12 protein-coding genes and 1 pseudogene are annotated in these 14,557 nt (G+C 27.4%); 4 read left to right on the top strand and 9 right to left on the bottom strand.

Annotation, left to right across the window (positions count from 1 at the left end; translation table 11 throughout):
* Window positions 1-6 precede the first annotated feature (6 nt).
* The 3 genes from CRU91_RS10730 to CRU91_RS10720 are packed head-to-tail and all read left to right on the top strand — an operon-like array spanning window position 7 to window position 4,750.
* The gene (locus CRU91_RS10730) at window positions 7-1,779 is read left to right on the top strand and encodes an ABC transporter ATP-binding protein (RefSeq protein WP_113895220.1); all 1,773 of its coding nucleotides are present in this window, start codon (window positions 7-9) and stop codon (window positions 1,777-1,779) included.
* Window positions 1,776-3,551, top strand: a complete 1,776-nt coding sequence (locus tag CRU91_RS10725; protein WP_113895219.1) for an ABC transporter ATP-binding protein — start codon at window positions 1,776-1,778, stop codon at window positions 3,549-3,551. The genes CRU91_RS10730 and CRU91_RS10725 overlap by 4 nt, the downstream gene beginning before the upstream one ends.
* A complete protein-coding gene (locus tag CRU91_RS10720) occupies window positions 3,548-4,750 on the top strand; it encodes an MFS transporter (protein WP_113895218.1) in 1,203 nt (400 codons plus the stop codon). Before CRU91_RS10725 ends, CRU91_RS10720 begins: the two co-directional genes overlap by 4 nt.
* Window positions 4,751-4,793: 43 nt before the next feature.
* Here the strand turns inward: CRU91_RS10720 and CRU91_RS10715 are convergent, their stop codons facing one another.
* The 3 genes from CRU91_RS10715 to CRU91_RS10705 form a co-directional block, all read right to left on the bottom strand.
* The gene (locus CRU91_RS10715; RefSeq protein ID WP_235827002.1) at window positions 4,794-5,687 is read right to left on the bottom strand and encodes a metallophosphoesterase; all 894 of its coding nucleotides are present in this window, start codon (window positions 5,685-5,687) and stop codon (window positions 4,794-4,796) included.
* 270 nt (window positions 5,688-5,957) lie between these two features.
* Entirely contained in the window at window positions 5,958-7,268 is a 1,311-nt protein-coding gene (locus CRU91_RS10710) for an aminotransferase class V-fold PLP-dependent enzyme (RefSeq protein ID WP_113895216.1), read from the bottom strand.
* Between the two features lie 65 nt (window positions 7,269-7,333).
* Window positions 7,334-8,632 carry a saccharopine dehydrogenase C-terminal domain-containing protein gene (locus tag CRU91_RS10705; RefSeq protein WP_113895215.1) on the bottom strand — a complete coding sequence of 433 codons (1,299 nt, stop codon included), beginning with the start codon at window positions 8,630-8,632 and terminating at the stop codon, window positions 7,334-7,336.
* 63 nt (window positions 8,633-8,695) lie between these two features.
* On the opposite strand from CRU91_RS10705, the gene trpB reads away from it, so the two are divergent.
* Window positions 8,696-9,898, top strand: a complete 1,203-nt coding sequence (trpB, locus tag CRU91_RS10700) for a tryptophan synthase subunit beta (protein ID WP_113895214.1) — start codon at window positions 8,696-8,698, stop codon at window positions 9,896-9,898.
* Window positions 9,899-9,951: 53 nt separating this feature from the next.
* Here the strand turns inward: trpB and CRU91_RS10695 are convergent, their stop codons facing one another.
* From CRU91_RS10695 to CRU91_RS12415, 6 genes and pseudogenes are all read right to left on the bottom strand, one after another.
* On the bottom strand, window positions 9,952-11,040 hold the full coding sequence (locus CRU91_RS10695) for a sulfite reductase (RefSeq protein ID WP_113895213.1): 1,089 nt from the start codon (window positions 11,038-11,040) through the stop codon (window positions 9,952-9,954).
* Between the two features lie 9 nt (window positions 11,041-11,049).
* Window positions 11,050-12,459 (bottom strand): sulfate adenylyltransferase subunit CysN, encoded by a 1,410-nt coding sequence (gene cysN / locus CRU91_RS10690; RefSeq protein ID WP_113895212.1) that lies wholly within the window; start codon window positions 12,457-12,459, stop codon window positions 11,050-11,052.
* A 1-nt stretch (window position 12,460) separates the two neighbouring features.
* The gene (gene cysD / locus CRU91_RS10685; protein WP_113895211.1) at window positions 12,461-13,375 is read right to left on the bottom strand and encodes a sulfate adenylyltransferase subunit CysD; all 915 of its coding nucleotides are present in this window, start codon (window positions 13,373-13,375) and stop codon (window positions 12,461-12,463) included.
* A gap of 69 nt (window positions 13,376-13,444) precedes the next feature.
* Window positions 13,445-14,149, bottom strand: coding sequence for a phosphoadenylyl-sulfate reductase (locus CRU91_RS10680; protein ID WP_113895210.1), 705 nt, complete (start codon window positions 14,147-14,149; stop codon window positions 13,445-13,447).
* 8 nt (window positions 14,150-14,157) lie between these two features.
* The gene (locus CRU91_RS10675; protein WP_113895209.1) at window positions 14,158-14,388 is read right to left on the bottom strand and encodes a DUF2061 domain-containing protein; all 231 of its coding nucleotides are present in this window, start codon (window positions 14,386-14,388) and stop codon (window positions 14,158-14,160) included.
* Between the two features lie 30 nt (window positions 14,389-14,418).
* A pseudogene (locus tag CRU91_RS12415) lies at window positions 14,419-14,557 on the bottom strand (cysteine synthase A); the annotation flags it as partial.

Here is a 14,557-nt window from a genome sequence, read left to right as displayed (position 1 = left end):
TATTTTATGAATAAAAAAAAAGGTTTATGGGCTATTATAAAGCCCATAAATAATTATGTTAAGTTTTCTATTGGATTATCTATTTTAGGTGGAGTTACTTCTGTAATATCCTATGTTTTATTAGCTTTTGTATTATCTTTAAGTCTTGGTGGAGAGGTTGAACTCTTTAGTTTAAAATTCTCTTTTAATGAAGCATTTATAACTTTAGTTTTTGTAGTTTTACTCTCTTTTTTATTAGGATATTATCCTTCTACTATATCTCATTTAGGAGCTTTTAAACTTGAGGCAATACTTAGAACACAACTTACAACTCATTTAGCAAAAGTTCATTTAGGATATATCATAACTACTGGAACTGGTGCTTTAAAAAAAGTTTTACTTGATGATGTAAAAAATCTTCACGCTTTTGTTGCAGATAGTATTCCTATGATTGGACGAAGTATAGCAACTCCAATAGCTTCACTTCTTGCTTTAATAATCATAGATTATAGATTTGCAATAGTTGCTATTTGTGTTTTAGTTGTCGGTATTTTATTGATGAGTTTTGCTATGAAAAATACAAATGAAAATAGAGTAAAGTATGAACAAAACCAATCAGATATAAATAAATCTGTTATAGAGTTTGTCCAAGCTATGATGGTTGTAAGAACTTTTGATGATGGAACAACTTCATTTAAAAGATACAATAACTCTTTAGATGAGTATAGAATTCACTTAAAAGAGTGGTTTAGTTCCACAAAAATATCAAGTAAAATTTCTATGATTATTTTTAGTCCTATTCCTACAATACTTGCTATTTGTCTTGTTGGAATATATTTTATGGCAAATGGAACTTTAGAGTTTGCTACTTTTTTAGCAACTTTACTTATAAGTACAGGCTTAGTTGATGCTTTACTTCCTTTGATGTGGGTTAGTAACTTTATAAAAAAATCTAGTGCTTCAGCATTTAGAATACAAGAGATTTTAGAACTTCCAATTTTAAACTATAAAGAGGATGATAAAAAACTTGAAAACTTCAATATTACTTTTGAAAATGTATCTTTTAAATATGAAAATAGAGATGATTATGCACTAAAAAATATAAGTTTTGAAGTAAAAGAAAATAGTACAACAGCACTTGTTGGATTTAGTGGAGCAGGGAAAAGTACAGTTGCAAAACTAATTCCTAGATTTTGGGATGTAAGTTCTGGGGCTATAAAAATTGGTGGAGTTGATATAAAAGATATAAGTAATGAAACTTTGATGAATACAGTTTCTTTTGTATTCCAAGATACTTTTTTATTTAACGATACAATTTTAAATAATATAAAAATGGCAAATCCAAATGCTTCAAAAGAAGATATTATAAATGCTTGTAAAACAGCACAAATTAATGATTTTATAGAAACTTTACCCAAAGGTTATGAAACAATTGCAGGTGATAGAGGAGCAAATCTATCTGGTGGACAAAAACAAAGAATTACTATTGCAAGAGCAATTTTACGAGATACTCCAATAGTAGTTCTTGATGAAGCAACAGCTTTTGCAGATCCTGAAAATGAAGAAGAAATTGTAAAAGCTTTATCAAATCTTATGAAAAATAAAACTGTGATTGTAATAGCTCATAGACTAACAACCATAAAAGATGTAGAACAAATAGTAGTTTTTGATAATGGAAAAATAATTGAAATAGGAAAACATGATGAACTTTTAAAGAATTTTGGAGTTTATAGCAAACTTTGGAATAACTATGAAAATTCACAAAATTGGGATTTGCATATAAAAGGAGATGTAAAATGAAAAAAATATTTTCATCTATTTATGAAGTTTATAAAATGACTTTGATTTTTGCTGGAGATTATGCAAATAGTTTTAAGAAGAGTTTAGTTTTACATACTATTTCTTATATATTTCAAGGTTTAGCTTTTGCTATGTTTTATCCATTTTTAAAAGCACTATTTAGTGAAAATTTTATGATAAATGAAGTTTGGTTATATTTTTCTTTGATAGTATTGTTTAGTTTTATAGCTATTTTTTCAAGGTGGAAAGCACAAGATTTTGATTATGATGGAGTTATGATTGATATTACTCATAAACTAAGAGAAGAGTTGGGAGCAAAGTTAAGAACAATGCCTTTAGAAAAACTTTCCTCTTACAAAACAGGAGAGTTAAACTCTACATTTTCTAGTAATATCGATGAGTCTGTTTTGCTTATTGGACTTGCTAGTTCTTTGATTTTACAAATACTTATAGTTCCTTTTGTGATTATATCAGTTACTTTTTTTGTAGATTATAGACTAGCTTTGATTATGCTTGTTATGTTTCCTTTAATGATACCTTTAAACTCTTGGAAAAAAAGAGGTTCAACTAAAGTGCTAAAAGAGTATTTTAGTGCAAATGCCAAACTAGAATCTAGTTTTATAGAGTATATTCAAGGTTTACCGATACTAAAAGCTATAAATCAAGTAGGAATAAATGCAAAAAATTTACAAGCATCTATAAAATATGTAAAAGAAGTTCAAGAACAATCAGCTTATAAAGATAAACTTCCTCCAACAATTATGGGGATTATGGTAGAACTGACACTTTTGTCTTTACTATTTTTTGGAGTATATTTTGTAGCAAATGATAGTTTAGCACTTGTAACTTTGGGAGGTTGTATAGTTGTATTTAGTAGATTAACGGAGCCTTTAGCGTCTACTCTAAGTTTTATTGGAATGTTTGATTTTATACAAACAGCTTATAAAAGAATCAAAGAACTATTGGATATAGAAGAGATTAAAACTTATGAACCAATACAAGCACCAAAAAGCTTTGATATAGAGTTTAAAGATGTAGAATTTATATATACAAATCAAGAAAAAAGAGCTATCAATAATATAAGTTTTTATCTACCAAATAAAACTATGACAGCAATAGTTGGAGATTCTGGTTGTGGAAAAACTACACTTACAAAACTTATTATGAGATATTCAGATATTCAAAAAGGAACTATAAAAATTGGTGGAGTAAATATAAAAAATATGAAATATGAAGATTTGATGAAAAATATATCAGTTGTATTTCAAGATGTATATTTATTTGATGATACAATTTTAAATAATATAAAAATGGCAAATCCATCTGCATCAAAACAAGATGTAGAAAATGCAGCAAAAAGTGCTTATGCACACGAATTTATAACTAATTTACCAAATGGATATGATACAAAGATTGGCGATATTGGTGGAAGTTTAAGTGGAGGGGAACGACAAAGAATAAGTATAGCAAGAGCAATTCTAAAAAATACTCCAATAGTAATACTTGATGAGCCAACAGCTGCTCTTGATACACAAAGTGAAGGTGCAGTTCAAAAAGCTATTGAAAAACTGATAATTGATAAAACTGTGATTGTAATTGCTCATAGATTATCAACTATTAAAGATGCAAATAATATCTTGGTTATTGAAAATGGAAGTTTGCTTGAAAGTGGAACTCATGATAAGTTAGTTTCTAATAAAGGTAAATATTTTGCTATGTGGGAAGCACAACAAAGAGTAAAGAATTGGAATATAAATAGAGGTACCAATTGAAAGAAAAATTGAATAAAAGAATAATATTTCTAATAACAAGTTTGTATATAACATATTTTATAAGTATTGGTTTTTTCATTGAAGCATTTATCGCAATTTTAAGAAAAAATGGTGCTTCTTTAGAGTTTATTAGTTTAGTATATATGATTGGGTTATTTGGAGTATTTAAGTTATTATGGGCACCAATTATAGATAGATTTAATTTTGGTCAATTTGGACATTATAAAATTTGGATTATTATCTCACAATTTTTAATGACAATAGTTCTTTTTTTTATATCCACTTTAAATATTTCTACAAATTTAAACATTATAGTTATTTTAGTATTTATATTTACTTTTTGTTCAAGTTTTTTAAATGTCTCTTTAGATGCATTCGTTTATAAAATATCTTTTCAAAAAGATTATTCAACTATAAGTGCTATTAAAGGTGCTAGCGGGCTTATTGGTATGGTTTTAGGTGGAGGTTTGGGGCTTATTATTTACAATAAAATTGATTGGCAATATACAATTTTATTTTTAGGAATAATTACAAGTTTATCTTTATTACTAATATTTTTTTATAAAGAACCTTTAAAAAATGATTATTTGAAAAAGATGATTGATTATAAACAGTTCTTTACTTTTTGGAATACAAAAAGGAAAATGGTTTGGTTACTACTACTTTTAGTATATAGTTCTACAATTAGTGCTACTTTTGGAATACTTACCCCTATTCTTGTAGATTTAAACTGGTCTTTAGATGATATTGGAGTTATAGTTTATATGATTGGATATAGTTTTGGAATAGTATCATCTTTTGGGGCATCATATTTAATACAAAAATTTGGTAAGAAGACCATTTTAATATCTGCAAGTTTTGGGCAAATAATAGTTATCTTATTGCTATTAATTTTGTTTAGCCATAATAATATATTTATAGTAATATTTATTGTAAGTTTAATCTTTATAATACAAATTCCAGCATTTGTATTAATAAATACATTAATAATGGATTTATCTTCAAATGATTCACCAGCTTTTCAAATAGCTATGCAAAGTGGAATTTTTGTTCTATCAACAATTATTTTTTCATCACTTGCTATATTTATTGCAGGAAAGTATGGTTATGATAATGCTATTTATCTTTTTGCTATATTAGGTATATTTTCTGTATATCTTTCAACAAAAATAGATTATGTATTGGACAATAAAAAATAATATATAAGAATAGGTCTACTGTTCTTATATAAATTACATATATTTATGATAATCTTAAAATAGTTATCTCACTACTAGCACCAAGTCGCATAGGTGGTCCCCAAAATCCTGTACCTTTATTTACATAAACTTGTGTAAACTCATTGTGTTGATGAAGTCCTTTTACATAAGGTTGTTCAAGTTTTACTAGAAAATTAAATGGAAAAATTTGTCCACCATGAGTATGTCCACAAAGAACTAAATCAATATTTTGTGTATTTTCTAAATCTTTTAAATATTTTGGTTGATGTGCTAAAAGAATGGTTGGGCTATTTTCACAATTTTCTAAAGCTTTATTTATATCTGGGATATATGATCCATATCTAAAACCAAATCTATCATAAACACCAGCTAAATAAAAGCCTTTTTCATTTTCACCTATATAAACATTTTCATTTTCTAAAGTTTTAATTCCCAAAGAGGTTACATAGTTAATAATAGGTTGTACACCATGAAAATATTCGTGGTTCCCAACTATAAAATATGTTCCATACTTTGAATTTATATTTTTTAATTCATCAAGTGCTGGTTTTGCGAATTCCAGTTTTGTATCTACTAAATCACCAGTTATAACTACAATATCAGCATTTAAAAGATTTATTTTGTTTACAAGTTCTTTTATAAACTCTTTTGTTATAAGTCCACCAATATGAACATCACTAATTTGTATTATTGTATAAGGCTTTGAAAGATTTTTGATTTTTACATCTACAACTTCAAGTTCTATATGTTTTGCATTGTCCATAGCTTTTGCATTTGTTGCTAAAATTAAAGATGTAGTTGTGATATCAAGTGATTTTTTAAAGAAATCTCGTCGGTTTTTTGTATATTTTGTTTTTTTGATACCAAAAGAGATGATTTCGTGAAATAAAGTAATAGTAAATGTTAAAAAAATCATCCCAATCGGCAAGGAAAGGAGAAAATAGAGCCAGTTAGGCACTAGGGGAAAGTATCTAGCAAATGGGTACAGTAAAGCACCAAAAAATGTTAAATATAATGCAAAGCTAAAATACTTTCTAGTTTTATAATTAAAATCCAGTTTATTTATAAATCTCTTTTTTATAACATAAGTTTGAAAAGAGAAAAGTAATAAATAAACAAGAAAAAAAATCATAAAACTCATAAAGAAATTATAGAGATTGTTGGTTAATAGTTACTAAATAGATGATTAATCATTGATATTTATACTATTTTTTATACTATTAACTAAATTTTTTATCTCTTCTTTTGTATGTGAAAAGTGTATAGAAATCCTAATCCATCCTGGACGATTTGTCATATCCAGTTTTTTTAATCCCAATAAATCATGTCCATAAGGTCCAGCACAAGAGCAACCAGCTCTTGTTTGAAAATTACCATCTTTTGAAATCTTATTACAAAGTGTATAAGGATTTTCACCTTTGATATTAAAAGATATAATTCCTATATTTCTAACATCTATATTTCCATAAATAACACAATTTGGTATTTCTTTTAATTCATTTAGGAGATATTCTACAAGTTCGTCTTTTTGTTTTTTTATAAAATCAAAACCTACTTCATTTCTTAGTTGATATGCTAAACTTGCACGAATGAGTTGAATAATAGGTGGTGTTCCTGCATCTTCTCTCTCTTTTATCTCTTTTTGATAAATTTGTGTTTGTTTATTTACATATAAAACTGTTCCTCCCCCACTAAATGTTGGTGCAATAGAAGTATCAATCAATGATTTTTTTATAACCAACAATCCACAACTTGCTGGTCCTCCTAAAAGTTTATGAGAAGATAAAAACATAACATCAAAAAGATGTGAAGGAATATTCATATAAGGGCTACTTGCAGCTGCATCAAAACATACAATGGCATTGTATTTTCTTAAAATCTTAGATATTTTTTCATAAGGAGTTATGATACCTGTAACATTTGAAGCAATACAAAAAGATGCGATAATTTCACTTTTTTTATTTTTTTCTAATATTTTTTTTAGATGTTTTATATCAACTAGACCATCAGATGTAAGTTTTACTCTTTTGATTTTACATAAAGCTTCTCTAAAAGATACTTCATTTGAGTGATGTTCATAAGGACCAACAATAACTAAAGGTTTTTTTTTGCTATTTGCTTTAAAGTCATATCGTTTTTTTGTTGCAGGTGGAATATAAAGTCCCATAAGTTCTTGAAAATGCTTTATTGCAGCAGTTGAACCACAGCCACTAGCAAGTACTTCAAAATCATCACTTAGTTCTAAATGTTTTTTTAGATTTGTTCTTGCTTCTTCATAATAGTTTGTTGTCATATCAGCATTTGAAGCCTCTTTTGAATGTGTATTCGCATAAGTTTCAAGTACATCGTGAATTCTATTTTCTATTTGCCTAAAAGCCAAACCAGAAGCTGTATAGTCAAAATACTCTTTTTTATTTTTTCCTATTGTGTTGTACTTGATAAAGTTCAATTTATCTACATTTTCATTTAAAAAAGGTCTAAAAATATCTTTTTGCATAAATTATCTCTTTAAAATTATTAAAATTTATATAAGAGATAATTTTATCTTATTATTGTTTAGTTTCATTTTATAGAATTGATAAGATTGATTTTATAAGAAGTTAATTCTCTTTTTATAATATCATTTGTTACGGCTCCAAGTAGCCAAGGGAGTTTTTCTGATACCAAAACACCTTTTAATTTACTTTGTTTTTTGTTTAGTAAAGAGTAAAATATTAGTATTCCTGCACCAATTCCAGTAGGATATGATACATAAGTTGAACCAGAATAGTGTGTTTTTATCAAATTTGTATATTTATTGAAAGATATTCCAATAGATTCTGTACTTTTTATTTTTTTTGAATTTTGTGGATAAGATATCTCCATTTCTATATCTGCAACAGCTGAAAATTCAGCATATTTTATAATTTTATTTTTGATATATTCTTCAATTGTTTGAGGAGATTTCATCTTTGGTATAACATCTTTTATAATACTATTTATAGAAATTTGTGAGTCTTTATATCCATAGCAATATTTATTTGATAGAAGATTGAGTTGATATAGATTTTTCATCAATTCTATTTCATTTCCTCCGACAAACATTTTTATATCTGCAACATCATCAAAACTTTGTTTCAAAGAGATTAATTCTTCTTGGAATACAGGATAAAGTTCTACAAAATTTTTGAAATATGGGAATTTATATGTTTTTGATTTTGAAAAAGGTTCAAGCTTTTTTAAACTATTTTTCTTAAAGTATAGAGGTGGATATGATATTTCTTCTATTGCAACATTTGGTGACCATGAGAATACTAACTGTTTTGATTGTATCTCTTCTAGCAGATTTATCTCAATTTTTTTTACTTTTGTTTTATATGGTAGATTTGATAAAGAGTATAATCTTTCACCTATTAAAAAGTTTGTAATTCCTGGAGAAATACCTAAATTTATAAGTGCTAAAAGATTGTTATCTTCAAACTCTTTATTTAAAGTTTGTTGTTCAAATTGTAAAGATGATATAACTTTATCATTGTAAATATCACTTGCCAAATCAGCGTAATTAGTTTTAAATTCTAAAGCTAATTTCATTATATCAATATTATAAAGAGGTATTGAACTATTTATAAAGATAGTTGATTTTTTTAGATATTTTTCATAATCTTTTGGATTTTTAAATATATCCTCAAAATTATTTAACTCTAAAAAATTTGAATTTTCTAAAATTTCTTTGTTTTTAAAAAAGAAATCTTTTGACTTTTTAATATCTCGTACTATGAATAAAAATTCCAAATTATTATTTGAAGTTTTAATATTTAATTCATATAAAACTCTTGCAATTACACTACAAACTGCCCCTACACCAAAAAATACTACTTTCATATTAACCTCAATAATTATATAAAATATGATAACATCCTTTATTTTATTTCAAAGGTACTTAATATGCAAAAACAAAAAACTTATTTAGATAGTTTTCCTGATAATAATGGGTATTTTGGTAAATTTGGAGGTTCTTTTATCCCACCAGAACTTGAAAAACCATTTTTACAAATCAATGAAGCTTATAACAAACTATCAAAAGATTTTAATTTTTTAAATGAGTTAAAAAGTATAAGAAAACATTACCAAGGAAGACCAACTCCTATATATTTTGCAAAAAATTTATCTTCTAAAGTTAATGGAAATATATATTTAAAAAGGGAAGATTTAAATCATACAGGTGCTCATAAATTAAATCACTGTATGGCTGAAGCATTATTGGCAAAATATTTAGGGAAAAAGAAGTTAATAGCTGAAACTGGTGCTGGACAACACGGAGTTGCTCTTGCAACAGCAGCTGCTTATTTTGGATTAGAATGTGAAATTCATATGGGTGAAGTTGATATAAAAAAAGAGTATCCAAATGTTACAAGAATGCAAATATTAGGTGCAAAAATAGTTCCTGCAACGCATGGACTAAAAACTTTAAAAGAGGCTGTTGATAGTGCTTTTGAAGCTTATTTAAAAGATACAGAAAATTCACTATTTGCTATTGGTTCAGTTGTTGGACCACATCCTTTTCCAAAGATGGTTAGAGATTTCCAAAGTGTAATAGGTTTTGAAGCAAAAGAACAATTCTTTGAAATGACTGGAAAACTTCCTGATATGGTTACTGCTTGTGTTGGTGGAGGAAGTAATGCTATGGGGATTTTTAGTGCATTTATTGATGAAAGTGTAAAACTATATGCTGTTGAACCATCAGGAAAAGGTGATAAAATAGGTGAACATAGTGCAAGTTTGACTTATGGGGAAGAGGGAGTTATGCACGGGTTTAATTCTATTATGTTAAGAGATGAACAAGGAAATCCTGCACCTGTACATTCTATTGGAAGTGGAATTGATTATCCATCTATTGGTCCAGAACATGCTTATTTACATAGTATAGGAAGAACAAAAATTGGACTTTGTAGTGATAAAGAAGCTGTTGAAGCATTTTATAATCTTTCAAGGCTTGAAGGTATCATTCCCGCACTTGAATCTGCTCATGCTGTTGCTTTTGCTATGAAATATGCAAAAGAACACAGTAATGAAGCTATTTTAGTAAGTTTGAGTGGAAGAGGGGATAAAGATATTGATTTTATGGTAGAAAACTATCCAATAGATTAATTTTTATGAAAAACTTTTTTATTTGAAATAAAAGCTTGAATAATATCAAGCTTTTAAATATTTGAGTTGAAACCTATATTTTCTAACTCTTTTGCTAAAATCGAAGCATTTTTTGTAGGTACATCAAGTATTATGATATTTGCTTTATGAGTTATTTTAACTCTTTTTGCTTCAAAACTTTCCAAAATATTTATTAAATTATCCAATATTGTGCTATTTAAACTTTTGTGCTCAATTTTACAACCAATAAATGAAAAATCTTTTGTTGCACTTTTATTTATTCCTAACCTAGGTTTTCTAGGGTTCGTATTTTGTGCTAATTGATTATTTGATTGTAGTTTATAATCACACATTGATTCTAAAATATCACAAAAAGTTCCTAATCCTAAATCTTTTACAAAATATTCAAAAGTACTTTTTTCTAGCTCTTCTCTGTTTCCATAATCTTTATAAATATTTGCTACAGCTCTAGTTGTATTTATAATTTGTGAAGAGTTTATAAATCCTATATGCTTACCTAAAATATTTACAGAAAATATTATTTTATCTTTAGAAAATTGAGCTGCATTAAAACTTAAATCGGGTAAGAAACCTACATCACAACCCTCTTCATAACCACTTAATGCTATTTGAAGTTTATTTGGAAGGTTTGCAAAATTTCTATTTCCTACAAAAGTTTCATTTAATTTTTTTGCTAACTCTTCAACATCAAATATTTGACTAGGATCAACTCCATTTACAGGACAAGTTAAAACTCTTCTTATTGTATGACCTGTTTCAAAAAAACTATTTAACTTAATATCTTTTAATATATTAAAAATTTCTGGTAAAGAGCTTATTTTTAGGTTTTTAAACTCTATTTTTTGTTCTTTTAAAAAATTTAAATTATCATCACTAAACTTTTTAGAGATTAAACTTATAGCTTTTAGTTGTTCTATATTTAACTCTCCCAAAGCAAGAGGAATTCTAAGAGTAAAAAGTGTTTGCTTTTCATCTTGGGCATAAATTCCATACCATTTAAATCTTTCTAAATCTTCTTCTGGTATTAATTCTGCGAAAACAGCATAAAAATAGATATCTCCTAAGATATCTAAATTACTCTTCTCTTTTTTTAGCTTTTCTAAGTTTATATTTGATGACATTTTTTAACCTTATAAAATCTCTTTACATTCCCAATGTGGAAAATGTTTTCTTACAAGTGCATTGAACTCTATTTCAAAAGCACTATATTGACTATCTTTTTTACTTTGATTAGCTGATTTATTTCTTATCATTCCAGCACCAACAGTATTATTTGTAACTCTATCAATAATTATAAAACTACCCATAGTTTTTATTTTATCATAAGAATCAAAGGCTAATGTTTGCTCTAAATCAAGTTTTGCTCTTGCAATTTCATTTAGATTTAAAACATTTGCTTCTTGTTTTTCTAAAGTATTTACATCCGTTTTATAGTAAAATTGGCTAATTGTACCAACAGTTGTAGTTGTTGCTCTTTTTATAAAATATTGTTTTCCTTTTGTTAAAGGTTCTTCATTCATCCATACAATATCAACATCAAAGTTATTTGCAATATCTGGTTGTTCATCGCTTTTTACTATTATATCTCCACGGCTAATATCTATTTCATCATTTAAAGTAATAGTTATAGCTTGATCAGCATAAGCATATTCTAAATTTCCATCATAAGTTACAATTTCTTTTATCGTTGAACTTTTAAGTGATGGTAAAACTGTAATACTATCTCCAACTTTTATAACTCCACTCGCAATAGTTCCACAAAACCCTCTAAAATTTAGATTTGGTCTATTTACATATTGAACTGGGAACCTAAAATGTGTTAAATCTCTATCGTTATCAATTTTCACATTTTCTAAGTGCTCAATTAGAGTTTCACCTTTATACCAAGGAGATTTTTCACTTCTATTTACTATGTTATCACCATTTAGTGCAGAAATAGGAATTAAAGTTATATTACTCGTAAGTCCTAATTCTTTTGCAAATTTTAGATAATCAGTTTTTATATTTTCAAAAATATCTTCTCTAAAATCCATTAAATCCATTTTATTTATAGCAATAACTATGTGATTTATTCCTAAAAGTTTATTTATAAAAGAGTGTCTTCTCGTTTGTGTTTGCACTCCATATCTTGCGTCTATTAGAATAATTGCTAAATCAGCTGTTGAAGCTCCAGTCGCCATATTTCTTGTATACTGCTCGTGACCTGGAGTATCAGCTATAATAAATTTTCTTTTATCTGTTGTGAAATATCTATAAGCAACATCGATAGTTATACCTTGTTCTCTTTCACTTTGAAGACCATCAACCAATAAAGATAAATCAAATTCACCATCAGTTGTATTTGTTTTTTTACTATCTTTTTTAATTGCTGCTAGTTGATCTTCAAAAATCATTTTTGAATCATGTAATAATCTTCCAATTAAAGTAGATTTTCCATCATCAACATTTCCACAAGTTATAAATCTTAGTAACTGTTTATTTTCATGCTCTTTTAAGTAGCTTTCTATATCATTTGCTATTTTTTGTTCTATTTGTGACATCTTAAAAGTATCCTTCTATTTTTTTCTTTTCCATTGAACCAGCTTGGTCGCTATCTATTACTCTTCCTTGTCTTTCACTTGTTTTTGTTAAAAGCATTTCTTGAATAATCTCTGGCAAAGTAGTCGCATTAGAGCTTACAGCACCTGTTAGAGGATAACAACCTAGAGTTCTAAATCTTACAGATTCTTCTTTTATAACATCGTCTTTACCTATTGGCATTCTGTCATCATCAACCATTATTTTTACACCATCTTTTTCAACAACAGGTCGTTTAGCTGCAAAGTATAAAGGAACAATAGGAATTTGCTCTAAATAGATATATTGCCAAATATCAAGTTCTGTCCAGTTTGAAAGTGGGAAAACTCTAATGCTTTCATCTTTATGAACTCTACCATTGTAAATATTCCAAAGTTCTGGTCTTTGATTTTTTGGGTCCCATCTGTGATTTTTATCTCTAAAAGAGTAAATTCTCTCTTTTGCTCTTGATTTTTCTTCATCTCTTCGTGCACCTCCAAAAACAGCATCAAATTTATATTTATTTAGTGCTTGTTTTAAACCTTGAGTTTTCATAATATCTGTGTGAACAGCTGAACCATGAGTAAAAGGGCTAATATTCATAGCAATACCTTCAGGGTTTGTATGAACTAATAGTTCAAATCCTTCTTCTTTCGCTCTTTTATCTCTAAAAGCTATCATCTCTTTAAATTTCCATAAAGTATCTACATGAAGTAGTGGAAATGGTAACTTTGCAGGTGCAAAAGCCTTAAGTGCTAAATGAAGCATAACGGCTGAATCTTTTCCAACACTATACATCATAACAGGATTATCAAATTCTGCAACAACTTCTCTTATTATATGAATTGACTCAGCTTCAAGCTGTTTTAAATGTGTTAATTGTTTTGTATCTATTTGCATTTTTCTTTCCATCAATTTTTTGACTAGTTCAAATTGAAAGTTTGAGTTTGTCTTTATCTTTTTTGAATTTTATTTTTTATGTAAACCACACTCTTTGTGTTCAGGATTTTCCCACCACCATCTACCAGCTCTTATATCTTCACCATCCTTAATGGCTCTGGTACAGGGTGCACAGCCAATGCTTGGAAATCCTCTATCGTGAAGCTTATTATAAGGAACTCTATTTGATTTGATATATTCCCAAACTTCTTCTTCACTCCAATTTATAAGTGGATTGACTTTAATAACTTGGAAATTTTCATCCCATTCAACTAAAGGCATATTTGTTCTTGTTACACTTTGAGATGCTCTAAGCCCAGTTATCCAAACTTCAACATCCTTTAATGCCCTTATTAAAGGCTCTATTTTTCTAATATTACAGCAATTTTTTCTATTTTCTATACTTTCAAAATGACCATTTATCCCTTGCGTGTGATATAGATTTTGTACATTTTCATTATTTGGGAAAAATACATCAATTTTTATACCATATTTTAAATTTGTAGCATCCATTACATCATAAGTTTCTGGATGTAATCTTCCTGTATCAAGTGTAAAAATAGATGCATTTTTATTTTTTTTAAGTAGAATATCTGTTAATACTTGATCTTCAGCTGCTAAACTTGAACTTAAAGCAACATTTTTAAAATTATCTAAAAAATAAGCTACTACTTCCGTCGTTGAAGTATTTTCAAGTTTTTTATTAATATTTTCTAAATCTTCTATTTTGCTCATTTATTAACCTAAATTTGATAATCATTTGATGTTTCTTTTACTTTTCCAAAAGATAGTTTGTTCCAAGCTCTTTCGTGAAAATAATATAAAACCATTTTAGTAATCACTTCAATTGTACCAATTGAAGCTGCCATTATTAAGTTTCCAGTTACAAAGTATGAAACTATCATCGTATCTAAAGTTCCAACTGTTCTCCATGACACTGCTTTTACTACTGAACGATAAGGTTTTTCGTGCATTTAATTTCCTAAAAATATGAAAAAGAGTTTTTACTCTTCTTCATACTCATAAAGCCCAGAGCTTAGATATCTTTCACCAGTATCACAAAGAATTGTAACTATTACTTTACCTTTATTCTCTGCTCTTGAAGCTACTATTTTTGCTGCTAATGCATTCGCTCCTGATGAT

It is taken from the genome of Aliarcobacter vitoriensis (genome assembly GCF_003316695.1).
GTDB lineage: Bacteria > Campylobacterota > Campylobacteria > Campylobacterales > Arcobacteraceae > Aliarcobacter > Aliarcobacter vitoriensis.
This window is presented reverse-complemented; position numbering and strand designations above follow the sequence as displayed.